Consider the following 11,287-nt stretch of genomic DNA (forward strand, 5'->3'; position numbering starts at 1 on the left):
CGCTTGGACGATGGTCTCGACGCCCAGGTGCGCACCCAACGACGTGCCGGTGGGGCAGCGACGGCCTGGACGAGCACTGGCCGGACCGCCGCCCCGCGTGAGCACAGGTGATCGCGGTGGAGGACCGGGCGGCCCGGCCCTGACGTACGCCGCTCGTCGCGGTCGCCGGTGTCGGTGGGGCGGCGCAGGATGGCGGGGTGCTGCTCGTCAAGGTCGCCGCTGCGTCCACCGCCGTCGCCGCGACGCGGTCGCGGCTGGCGAAGCGGGCCGTGCTGACCGGGGCGCTGCGGGCCGCGGCGGCGGACGGGCCGGAGACGGTCGCGGTGGTCTCGCGGTACCTGGGCGGGGAGCTGCGGCAGCGGCGCACCGGGCTGGGGTGGCGGTCGCTGACGACGCTGCCACCGGCCGCGGCGGAGGCGTCGCTCGACGTGCTCGACGTGGACCGGACGTTCGCGGGCATGGCCGCGCTGTCCGGGCCGGGGTCGGCCGGGGCGCGGCAGTCGGCCGCCGACGCGCTGCTGCGGGCCGCGACACCGGACGAGCAGCGGCTGCTCGTCGGACTGGTGACCGGTGAGGTGCGGCAGGGGGCGCTCGACGCGCTGCTGCTGGACGCGGTCGCCGAGGCCTCCGGCGTCGAGGCGGACGTGGTACGGCGGGCCGCGATGCTCGCCGGCGAGACCGAGGCGGTGGCCGTCGCAGCGCTCGGGGCGCCCTCCCCGGACGACGCGCGGCTCGCGCTGGGCGGGTTCGCGCTGACCGTGGGGCGGCCGGTCCGGCCGATGCTCGCGCAGTCGGCGCCCGACGTCCCCACCGCGGTCGCCCGCCTGGCCGAGGCCGGCGCGGACGTCGTCGTCGACACCAAGCTCGACGGCATCCGCATCCAGGTGCACCGGAACGGGGACGACGTGCGCGTGTGGACGCGCAGCCTCGACGAGATCACGGCCCGCGTGCCCGAGGTCGTCGCAGCGGTGCGCGCCCTGCCCGCGCGGGCGCTCGTGCTCGACGGGGAGGCGCTGGCCCTCGACGCCGAGGGACGGCCCCGCCCGTTCCAGGAGACCGCGTCGCGCAGCGCGACCCGTGACGCCGACGTCGCCGCGACGACCACCCTGACGCCGTTCTTCTTCGACGTCCTGCACGTCGACGGCCACGACCTGCTGGACGCCCCGCTGCGCGAACGCCTGAAGGCCCTCAACGCGGTGGCCGCCCCGCACGTCGTGCGGCGCGTCGTGACGTCCGACCCGGACGTGGCCGCCGCGCACCTCGCCGACGTCGTCGCCGCCGGGCAGGAGGGTGTCGTCGTCAAGGCCGCGGACGCCCCTTACGAGGCCGGGCGCCGCGGTGCCGCGTGGGTCAAGGTCAAGCCCCGGCACACCCTCGACCTGGTCGTCCTGGCCGTCGAGCGCGGGTCCGGGCGCCGCACCGGCGTGCTCTCGAACATCCACCTGGGCGCCCGCGACCCGGCGACCGGCGGGTTCGTCATGCTCGGCAAGACGTTCAAGGGCATGACCGACGAGATGCTGGCCTGGCAGACGCAGCGGTTCCGCGAGCTCGAGGTCGCCGACGACGGGTGGACCGTCACCCTGCGACCCGAGCAGGTCGTCGAGACCGCGTTCGACGGCCTGCAGCGCTCCACCCGCTACCCCGGCGGCGTCGCCCTGCGCTTCGCCCGCGTGCTCCGCTACCGCGACGACAAGACGCCCGCCGAGGCCGACACCATCGGCACGGTGCGGGCGATGCTGCCCCACGGCTGACCGCACGCCGACGTCCCGGCGCTGTCGCACGCGGGCGGCTGACACCATGGGTGTCGTGGACGAGCGGGACGCCGAGGTGGAGCAGAGCGAGGTCCGCGCGCTGCTCATGACATGGGACGCGATCGGCGTCGCCGAGTGGCCCGAGGCTGCCGACGAGTACGACTGCATGATCCGTCCGCTCCTGGAGCGGGTCCGACGAGGTGCCGACGTCGACGCGCTGCACGGGTGGGTCGCACGCGAACGCGTCGACCACTTCGGCCTGGACCCCGACCCCGCTGCCGACCTCGCGCTCGCCGCCGCCCTCCACCGCTGGTGGGGGGACCGGCAGGGGCACCGCTGACAGCACGGGTCGCCGTCCCGGGCCGAGGACACGTCGGCGGCCCGGGACCTGGCGGTACGGCGCACGGGTGCGACCGGACGTCCGGGGTCGGCGGCGCGGTCAGGTGCGGTCGTGGAGGGTGACGTGGTAGCCGTCGGGGTCGGCGAACGTGAACGTCCGGCCGAAGGGTCCGTCCACCGGTGCGGAGACGATCGTGCGCCCGTCGGCGGCCAGGGCGTCGTGGATCTCCTGGACGTCCGTTGCGTGCAGCCAGACGGCGACGCCGGTCCCGGGCCGGGAGACGGAGGCGAGGTCGGTGCCCGGCACGACGTCGCGGAGCGCGAAGGCGATGGGTGCGGTGTCGAAGACGACGGCGTGGGGCGGCCCGGCGGGTGAGCGCACGAGGCCGAGGTACCGCTCGTAGAAGGCCTGGGAGGCGGCGAGGTCGCGCACCTGGAGGGAGATGAAGTCGGGGCCGGTCGCGGGCATGGTGCTCCTCAGATAGATGTCAGGGACCTGACATGCACCACTCTATGTCAGGATGCTGACATGCAGCGCCATGGCACCGGGATCGACCTCGACACCTCGCTGGGCTACGTGCTCAAGGAGGCGGCCAGCGCACTGCGCTCCGCCATGGAGGACGCGCTGCGCCCCCTCGCCCTGGGGGTCACCCAGTACGCGTGCCTCGAGCTGCTGGACCAGCGACCCGGGCTGTCGGCCTCCGCCCTGGCGCGGGGCGTGTTCGTCACCCGCCAGACGATGAACGTGCTGCTCCAGGCCCTCGAGCGCGACGGCCTGGTGTCCCGGGACGCGGGCGCCGTCGTCGGGCGGTCGCTCCCCGCCCGGCTGACGCCCCAGGGGCGGGCCGCGCTGCAGGACGCCACCGCGGCCGTGCGCGCCGTGGAGGTGAGGATGCTGGCCGGGCTGACCGAGGCCGAGCAGGCCGACGCGTTCCGGGTCCTGACCGGCATGGCCCGCGCGCTGCGCGGCCCGGCGCCGACCGGGCCGGACGATGCGTGACACCGGCGCGCGGTGGTGAGACCCCCAGGCTGCTGGCAAGGTGTGCGGATGGGTGAGCCGGCGCACGGGCAGAGCACCGACGCGGCCGTGGCGGCACGCCCCGAGACCACCACGCCGCGCCCCGCAGGGGTGCCGGTGTCCGTGTGGCGGGTGCTGTCGGCGGCGCTGGTGTGCGGGTCGGCGGTGCTGCTGTTCGCCGTGCACGTACGGCCCGTGGGGTACGTGCCGCTGCTGGTCGGCGTCGCGCTGGCCTGGGCGGTCGACCGGGTGCTCGGTGCGGACCTGATGATCATCGCGGCGGGCATGGGGATCGTCAGCACGATCCCGCTGGGTGCGGACCTGTCCGACGCGGGCATGGTGCGGTTCACGATCGCGCTCGCACTGGCGGTGGTCGTGCCGTTCGTGCTGTCGCGGCACGTGCTCGGGGACGACGTCATCCGGTTCCCGTGGCGCACCGGCAAGCGGTGGACGCGCACGCAGTGGGTCTACCTCGTCAGCGTCGTCGGGGTGGCGTACCTGCTGCTGCCGTTCTACTTCCTGTCGTCCGGGGCCTACCAGAACTGGCCGACGGTCGTCACGGGCGACGAGGTCGCGCGGCTGTTCGTGGGCGTGAACGCCGTCGGCACGTGGGACGAGCTGTTCTTCATCTGCACGGTCTTCGCGCTGCTGCGCCGGCACTTCGGGCTGCGGACGGCGAACGTGCTGCAGGCGACGGTGTTCGTGTCGTTCCTGTGGGAGCTGGGGTACCGCGAGTGGGGGCCGCTGCTGACGATCCCGTTCGCGCTGATCCAGGGGTTCACGTTCTCGCTGACCAAGTCGCTGACGTACGTGCTGGTGGTGCACCTGCTGTTCGACGCGCTCGTGTTCATGGTCCTCGTGCACGCGCACACCCCCGAGCTGTTCGACATCTTCGTCACCGCGCCCGCACGCCCGTGACCACCCGTCCGTGACACCACGCCGGCACCGCCGCCGGACATCGCCAGGAGGCTCCCGATGACGCACGCCCTGACCACCTGGGCCGGGTCCCACACGTTCACCGGCGGGCCGGTCGTCCACCCGCGGACCGTCGAGGAGGTCGCCCAGGTCGTGGCGGGGGCACGGCACGTGCGGGCGCTGGGGTCGCGGCACTCGTTCAGCGACCTCGCGGACTCCCCCGGCACGCTCGTCGTGCTCGACCGGCTCGACGTGCCGACGGTCGTCGACGCCGCCGCGCGCACCGTCACGGTCGGCGGGGGCGTGCGGTACGGCGACCTCGCCCGCGACCTGCACGCGCAGGGCTGGGCCCTGCACACGATGGCGTCGCTGCCGCACATCGCCGTCGCCGGGACGGTGGCCACCGCGACGCACGGCTCGGGCGACACGACCGTCAACCTCGCGGCCGCCGTGCGGGGCCTGGAGCTCGTCGGCGCGGGCGGCCAGGTGCGCACGCTCACGGCGGACGACCCCGAGCTGGCCGGGTCGGTCGTCGCGCTCGGCGCGCTCGGCGTCGTCACCCGCGTCACGCTCGCGGTCGAGCCGGCGTACGACGTCGCGCAGGAGGTCTGGCTGGACCTGCCGTGGTCGACGGCGCTGGAGCGGTTCGACGCCCTGACGTCGTCGGCGGCGTCGGTCAGCCTGTTCACGGACTGGCGGGGCGACCGGGTGGGGCAGGTGTGGCGCAAGCACCGCGTGCCCCCGGGCGTGACGTGGCGGCTGCCGGAGCCGGGCGACGAGCTGGCCGGCGCGCGCCGCGCACCGGGCCCCGTGCACCCCGTGCCGGGCGCCGACCCGGCGGCGTGCACCACGCAGGGCGGCGCGCCCGGGCCGTGGCACGAGCGGCTGCCGCACTTCCGCCTCGACCACACCCCGAGCGCGGGGCAGGAGCTGCAGTCGGAGTGGCTCGTGCCCCGGGCGCACGCCGTCGCGGCGATCGGCGCCGTCCGCGACCTGGCCCCCCTCGTGCAGCCGCTGCTGCAGGTCAGCGAGGTCCGCACGGTCGCCGGCGACGACCTGTGGCTGTCCACGGCCGCGGGCGGGGACCGTGTGGCCCTGCACTTCACGTGGCACCCGCGCCGGGCCGAGGTCGACGCCGCGCTGCCCGTCCTCGAGGCCGCGCTCGCACCGTTCGACGCACGCCCGCACTGGGGCAAGCTCTTCGCCGCCACCGGGGACGCGCTGCGCGCCGTGCACCCGCGGTGGGACGACGCCCGTGCGCTGATGGCCCGCCGCGACCCCGAGGGGGTCTTCACCAACGCCTTCCTGCGGCGCACGGGGCTGCGCGACTGATCGACGGGGCGGGTGATCTCTGCCGCCCACAGGCTCTTCTCAGGCGGTCTCCAGCGGGACGCCGGGCTCCGCGCCGATCCTCAGATCGTCGCCCCGCCCCCCAGGAGCCCCCATGACCGCCACGCACGCCCCCCGCGCCGGCTCGCCCGACGTGCTGCCCGCGCCCCGCCCGCCCACCACCTCCGCACGGCTGCGCCCGCCGGTCCGACGCCGGTGGTGGTACGACGCGGTCGCCGTGGTCGTCGTCGCCCACCTCGCCGTGGTGACGACGCTGTGGTCGACCTCCGGCGGCCTCGACGTCAGCACGCCCGCCGCTGCCCTGTCGTCGACGGGCCGGCTGACCGGGCTGTGGGCGAGCGCGCTCCTGCTCCTGCAGGTGCTGGGCATGGCCCGCGTGCCGTGGGTCGAGCGGGCCGTCGGCCAGGACCGGCTCACCGCCTGGCACCGGTGGTCGGGCTTCACGTCGTTCTGGCTGATGATCGCCCACCTCGGCCTCATCACCGGCGCCTACGCGCTGCTCGAGGGCCGCGGCTACGTCGCCGAGCTCGTCTCGATGACCCTGACCCTGCCCGGCATGCTGCTGGCCGCCGTCGGCACCGCGCTGCTCGTCGCGGTCGTCGTGCTGTCGGTGCGCGCCGCGCGGCGCCGGGTCCGGTACGAGTCCTGGCACCTGCTGCACCTGTACGCGTACCTCGGCGTGGGCCTGGCCCTGCCGCACCAGCTGTGGACCGGCACGAGCTTCCTCACCCACCCGTGGGCCGCGACGTACTGGTGGGGCCTGTACGTGCTGACCCTCGGCGCCGTGCTCGTGCACCGGGTCGCCGTCCCGCTGGTCACGTCGTGGCGGCACGACCTGCGCGTGCTCGACGTGCGCCCCGACGGCGCCGGCGTCGTCTCCGTGGTCGTCGGGGGGCGCCACCTGGACCGGTTGCGCGTCGAGGCCGGGCAGTTCTTCGTGTGGCGCTTCGTCACCGGGCCCGGCTGGACGCGGGGGCACCCGCTGAGCATCTCCGCGGTGCCCACCGCGGCGGGCCTGCGCACCACCATGGACGTCACCGGCGACGACGGTGCACGCATCGCGGCGATGCGCCCCGGCACCCGGGTGCTCCTCGAGGGCCCCTACGGGCGGACCACCACGAGCACCCGCACCCGCCCCCGCATCGCCGGGATCGCCGCGGGCGCCGGCGTCGCACCGCTCGTCGGGCTGCTGCAGGACAACGCGGGCACGCCCGGCTCGGACACGCTGCTCGTGCGGGTCGGGCGGGACGACGAGCTCGCGCTGCGCGCCGACCTCGACGACCTCGTGCGCCACGCCGGGCTGCGCCTGCTGACCCTGCCGGGCCCGCGGTCCCGCACCGGCACCCCGTGGCTGCCGGGCAACCTCGGCCACCACCGTGGTCCCGCGGCGCTGCGCGAGCTCGTGCCCGGGCTCGTCGACCACGACGTCTTCGTCTGCGGGCCGCCCGCGTGGTCCGCCCACGTGGTCGACGACCTGCGCACCGCCGGCGTGCCGTCCGCACGCATCCACGTCGAGAGCTACGTCTGGTAGGCCACCGTGCGACGCATCGTCCTGAGCATCCTCGCCACCCTCTCGGGCCTCGTGGCCCTCTTCACCTACCCCACCAGCCTCGACCGGCCCCTCGCCACCGACGCGACCGCGGGCACCGCCGCCGGCACGTCGACGACGGAGCCGACCGCCGACCCGTCCGCCACCAGCGACGTCACCCCGGAGCCGTCGGCAGGCACGACGACCGCGCCCGCCGACGGCACGTCCGACACCACCACCGCACCGGCCGACGCCACGACCTCCGGCAGCGGCCTCGCCGACGGCACGTACACGGCGTCGACGACCATGCGGTACGGCGCGGTCACCGTCACCGTGACCGTCACCGGCGGCGCGGTCACCGGCGTCAGCGGGGCCCAGGCCTCGAACGACGGCAAGTCGCAGCAGATCGCGGCGGGAGCCATGCCCACGCTCGACCAGGAGGCCGTCGCCGCGGCCGGGGACGCAGGGATCGCGATGGTCTCCCACGCCACGTACACCAGCCAGGCGTACGCGCAGTCCCTGCAGGCCGCGCTCGACCAGGCGGCGCAGGCGTGAGCGCGGCCACCGACATCCCGGTCGCGCTGCTCGCCGACGACGCGCGCCGCGCGGAGGCCGACACCCTGGCGCGGCGGGCGGCGGACCTGCCGGCCCGCGGCTGGGTGGAGCACCGCATGGCGATGCCGTGGAGCCTGCGGGTCCGCGGCCCGCACGCCCACGACGAGGCCACCGCGCAGGTGGTGGCCCGGGCGTACGCGCTCGTCGCGGAGATCGACGAGCAGCTCAGCCCGTTCCGACCCGGGTCGGCCCTGGAGCGGTACCGCCGCGGCGAGCTCGCCCTCGCCGACGCCCCCTGGTCGCTGCGCGAGGTGCACCGCCGCTGCCTGCTGGCGCGCGAGGAGACCGACGGGGCGTTCGACGCGTGGGGGTGGCGCGACGGGTTCGACCCGACGGGCCTGACCAAGAGCTGGGCGGTCGCGCAGGTGCTGGACGTGCTGGCCGAGGTCGACGGCGACGTCGCGGTGGGGGCCGGCGGCGACGTCGCGGTCCTCTCGCGCACGGGCCTGCCCTGGCGGGTGGGCGTCGAGGACCCCGAGGACCGGTCCCGCCTGCTCGGCCACGTGGACCTGCGCGACGGCGCGGTGGCGACGTCCGGCACCGCGGCCCGCGGCGAGCACGTGCGCATCCCGGGCGGCGGTGCGGCGACGGGGCTGCGGCAGGCGACGGTCGTCGCGTCGTCGGTGGTGCGCGCCGACGTGTGGGCCACCACCGCCCTGGTCCTCGGCGCGGCACGGGCGCGCGAGCGGCTGCACGCGCTGCCCGGCACGTCGGGCCTGCTGGTCGAGCCGGACGGCACCGTGCACCGCTGGGCGACGCCCTGACGCACGTCGGCGGCCGTCCCCGCGGGTGCGGGGCGGCCGCCGACGTGACGGGTGTCAGCTGACGCCGACGATGTCCACGACGAACACGAGGGTGTCGCCACCCTTGATGCCGGCCTGCGGGACGCCACGGTCGCCGTAGCCCAGGTGGGACGGGATCGACAGCAGCACGCGCGAGCCGACCTGCTGGCCGACGAGGCCCTCGTCCCAGCCGGCGATGACCTGGCCGACGCCGATGCCGAAGCTGATCGACGAGCCGCGGTCGTAGGAGTTGTCGAAGACGTTCCCCTGCCAGGACTGGCCGAGGTAGTGGACCTCGATGTCCTGGCCGGCCTCGACGATCGCGCCGTCGCCACGGCTCAGGACGACGACCTCGAGCTCGCCCGACGGCGCGCCGTCGGGGAACGTGAGGACGGGCTTGGTGCCGTAGGGGCCCGAGACCTCGGGCAGGGCTGCAGCCATGTCGACTACTCCTTCGATGGATGACAGTGCCGGACCATCCTGCCGTGCCGCGGGCGGTGCGGCGTGCGCTCGCGGACCCGGGCCACGTCGTGCCGCCCCTCGCCCCCGCTGCCACCCAGCGCTGGCGCCGGACCTGCACACGATCGTCACCGGGCGCACCGTCGCGGCCACGCCGTCCCGCGTACGGTCGTGACCAGGCGGTCCTGGACCGGGACCGCGGGGGCGGGGGGGACACCACGATGGCAGCAGCACCTCGGACGACAGCGTTCCTGGCGGTCGCGATCGGCCTCCTGGCCCTCACCGGCTGCACGTCCGGCGACTCCGTCGACGTCACCAACGACGCCGCGGACGACGTGACGGTCCGGCTCGGTCCCGAGGACACGGCGAGCACGGTGACGGCCGACGGCGGCGTGAGCCTCCTCGACGTCACCACCTGCTACGCCGGCCCGGTCGTCGTCACCTACGCCGACGGCCGCACGGTCGAGATCGACGGGCGGACGTGCCCGGGCGACCTCGTGGCGGTCTCCGACGACGGGGCACGTCTCGTGCCCGCGGCCGACCGCCCGGGCGCCACGGGCTGACGCCGACGGGGCGGCGCCCCGTCAGCGGCCGAGCACCTGCCCGAGCCAGCGGAGCTGGACCTCGAGCTGCACGGTCTGGCCGCCCTCGTGCCGGTTGTAGGGGTACACCTGCATCGTCCGCTCCGGCCGGGCGGGGGCCAGGGTCCCGTAGTGGTTGTGCGCCGCGAACACGGTCGACGGCGGGCAGACCGTGTCGCGCAGCGCCACGGAGAACAGGGCCGGTGCGGTGGCCCGGCGGCCCAGGTGCACGGCGTCGACGTACGACAGGGTCCGCAGGACCTGCGCCTCGTGGTCGCGGTGCACGGACAGGTACCGCACGACCTCGCCGTACGGGTCGTCGTCGGTGATCGCGAACGCCCGGGGGAAGTGGCACAGGAACGGCACGTCGGGCATGACGGCGGCCAGCCCCTCGGACAGGCCCGCCACGGCCAGCGCCAGCCCGCCGCCCTGGCTGCCGCCGGTGACGGCGACCTGGGTCGGGTCGACGCCGGGCAGGGCGCGAGCCGCGTCGACGGCGCGCACGCCGTCGGTGACCAGCCGCCGGTAGTAGTACGTGGCGGGGTCGAGGATGCCGCGCGTCATGACGCCGGAGGTCGCGGGGCCCGAGCCGTGCGGGTCGGGCGTGTCGCCGCCGGTGCCCCAGCCCGACCCCTGCCCGCGGGAGTCGACGAGCACGTGCACGTACCCGGCGGCCGCCCAGGCCAGGCGCTCGTGGGGGCGACCACGTCCGCCGCCGTAGCCGACCATCTCGACGACCACCGGCAGGGTGCTGCCGTCGTCGGCCGAGCCCGCGGGGCGCGTGACCCACGCACGCACCGGGTCGCCGTCGAACCCGGGGAACGTGAGGTCCTCGACGTCGATGAGCCGCAGCCCGGCCTCGACCGGCTCGCGCCGCAGCTCCAGCGGGTGGCGGCGCGCCTGCGCGAGCGTGGACGCCCAGAACGCGTCGAGGTCGTCGGGCTCGTCGAGCGCGGGCAGGTAGCGCTCGAGCTCGGGCAGGGGCAGGTCGAACAGCGCCATCGCAGGTCCTCCGGGTTCCGGCCCGGCCGCGCGTCGCCGGGCGCGGTGATCCTAGCGACCCGCGGCAGGCCCTTGACGTGCGCGGACGGAGTCAGCAGGATGACGTCCGGCGGTAATGAGAATCATTCTGACCACGACTCCGGCGACGCCGGTAGGAGCGAGGGATCGACGCCCGGGCGCTGGTCCGACCCCACGGGGCGGCACCGCCACCAGCTCGCAGCGCGCGTCCGCACCTGACCGAGACGACCCATCAGCGCCCGCGAGCACGCCGGCGCCCACCGCCCGCGGCACCGCGCCACGGGCCCCGCACGAGGAGAACCGCATGAGCACCACCCTCACGCCCACCACGCGCCGCCGCTCCGTCCTGGCGGTCGTCGCCGCGCTCGCCACCGCCGTCTCGCTCGCCGTCGCGACGCCCGCGTCCGCGGCGACCGGCGCGCAGACCGGCGAGTGGGACGTCGTCGCCACGTCGAACGCCGTCTCGCCGAAGATCCAGAGCTACAACCACACGTCCGAGGTCTTCGACACGGTCACGCCCTCGGGCGCCTGGTTCGCCGTGGGCTCCGGCAAGGTCATCAGCGAGGACGAGGACGGCACCACCCCCGTCAAGGGCGGCGGCATCCACTTCGAGAACACCGCCACGACGGCGAAGCAGGCGACCTTCCGGTTCACGGTCCCGGCGAACGTCGGCCTCGTCGTGAAGAACGGCACCCGCACGGTCGTCTCCTCCGCGGCGACGTCCTCCGCGCGGCAGGTCACGTGGACCACGCCGTCGGTGCCGGCCGGTGGGGAGTTCCACGAGCACTTCACGTGGACGTTCTCCGGCTCCGCGTCGGCCGCCAACGTCGGCGTCGCGGTGAGCGTGCCCGGCTCCGGCGGGTACAGCGCGTCGACGACGTACCGCTTCACCTTCTGACACCCCGGTCGGTGCCCCACGGCGCCGACCG

At 75.6% G+C, this 11,287-nt stretch carries 13 protein-coding genes; 10 read left to right on the plus strand and 3 right to left on the minus strand.

Features of this window, described 5'->3' with window-relative positions:
* The first annotated feature begins 197 nt into the window (after positions 1–197).
* Both FBY24_RS02175 and FBY24_RS02180 read left to right on the plus strand, forming a co-directional pair.
* Positions 198–1,751, plus strand: coding sequence for an ATP-dependent DNA ligase (locus FBY24_RS02175; RefSeq protein WP_142157657.1), 1,554 nt, complete (start codon positions 198–200; stop codon positions 1,749–1,751).
* 55 nt (positions 1,752–1,806) lie between these two features.
* Complete coding sequence (locus FBY24_RS02180) at positions 1,807–2,091, plus strand: hypothetical protein (protein ID WP_222117195.1); 285 nt, start codon at positions 1,807–1,809, stop codon at positions 2,089–2,091.
* A gap of 99 nt (positions 2,092–2,190) precedes the next feature.
* On the opposite strand, the gene FBY24_RS02185 is transcribed toward FBY24_RS02180, so the two are convergent.
* Positions 2,191–2,559 (minus strand): VOC family protein, encoded by a 369-nt coding sequence (locus FBY24_RS02185; RefSeq protein ID WP_142157662.1) that lies wholly within the window; start codon positions 2,557–2,559, stop codon positions 2,191–2,193.
* Positions 2,560–2,619: 60 nt separating this feature from the next.
* Here FBY24_RS02185 and FBY24_RS02190 point away from each other — a divergent pair, with 60 nt between their 5' ends.
* From FBY24_RS02190 to FBY24_RS02215, 6 genes are all read left to right on the plus strand, one after another.
* Positions 2,620–3,090, plus strand: coding sequence for a MarR family winged helix-turn-helix transcriptional regulator (locus FBY24_RS02190; protein ID WP_142157664.1), 471 nt, complete (start codon positions 2,620–2,622; stop codon positions 3,088–3,090).
* Between the two features lie 48 nt (positions 3,091–3,138).
* Entirely contained in the window at positions 3,139–4,026 is an 888-nt protein-coding gene (locus FBY24_RS02195) for a type II CAAX prenyl endopeptidase Rce1 family protein (RefSeq protein WP_255432169.1), read from the plus strand.
* A 57-nt stretch (positions 4,027–4,083) separates the two neighbouring features.
* A complete protein-coding gene (locus FBY24_RS02200) occupies positions 4,084–5,355 on the plus strand; it encodes an FAD-binding protein (protein ID WP_142157667.1) in 1,272 nt (423 codons plus the stop codon).
* Positions 5,356–5,467: 112 nt separating this feature from the next.
* Positions 5,468–6,904, plus strand: a complete 1,437-nt coding sequence (locus tag FBY24_RS02205; protein WP_142157669.1) for a ferric reductase-like transmembrane domain-containing protein — start codon at positions 5,468–5,470, stop codon at positions 6,902–6,904.
* A 6-nt stretch (positions 6,905–6,910) separates the two neighbouring features.
* Positions 6,911–7,456: an FMN-binding protein gene (locus tag FBY24_RS02210; protein WP_142157671.1), complete on the plus strand. Its 546-nt coding sequence runs from the start codon at positions 6,911–6,913 to the stop codon at positions 7,454–7,456.
* The gene (locus FBY24_RS02215; protein ID WP_142157673.1) at positions 7,453–8,280 is read left to right on the plus strand and encodes an FAD:protein FMN transferase; all 828 of its coding nucleotides are present in this window, start codon (positions 7,453–7,455) and stop codon (positions 8,278–8,280) included. Before FBY24_RS02210 ends, FBY24_RS02215 begins: the two co-directional genes overlap by 4 nt.
* A 54-nt stretch (positions 8,281–8,334) precedes the next feature.
* Here the strand turns inward: FBY24_RS02215 and FBY24_RS02220 are convergent, their stop codons facing one another.
* Complete coding sequence (locus tag FBY24_RS02220; RefSeq protein WP_142157675.1) at positions 8,335–8,739, minus strand: FKBP-type peptidyl-prolyl cis-trans isomerase; 405 nt, start codon at positions 8,737–8,739, stop codon at positions 8,335–8,337.
* Positions 8,740–8,978: 239 nt separating this feature from the next.
* Here FBY24_RS02220 and FBY24_RS02225 point away from each other — a divergent pair, with 239 nt between their 5' ends.
* Positions 8,979–9,320 carry a hypothetical protein gene (locus FBY24_RS02225; protein WP_142157677.1) on the plus strand — a complete coding sequence of 114 codons (342 nt, stop codon included), beginning with the start codon at positions 8,979–8,981 and terminating at the stop codon, positions 9,318–9,320.
* Between the two features lie 21 nt (positions 9,321–9,341).
* Here FBY24_RS02225 and FBY24_RS02230 read toward each other — a convergent pair whose 3' ends face one another.
* On the minus strand, positions 9,342–10,340 hold the full coding sequence (locus FBY24_RS02230; protein WP_142157679.1) for an acetylxylan esterase: 999 nt from the start codon (positions 10,338–10,340) through the stop codon (positions 9,342–9,344).
* Positions 10,341–10,662: 322 nt separating this feature from the next.
* On the opposite strand from FBY24_RS02230, the gene FBY24_RS02235 reads away from it, so the two are divergent.
* Positions 10,663–11,256, plus strand: a complete 594-nt coding sequence (locus tag FBY24_RS02235) for a hypothetical protein (protein ID WP_142157682.1) — start codon at positions 10,663–10,665, stop codon at positions 11,254–11,256.
* Positions 11,257–11,287 lie beyond the last annotated feature (31 nt).

It is taken from the genome of Cellulomonas sp. SLBN-39, assembly GCF_006715865.1.
Taxonomy (GTDB): domain Bacteria; phylum Actinomycetota; class Actinomycetes; order Actinomycetales; family Cellulomonadaceae; genus Cellulomonas.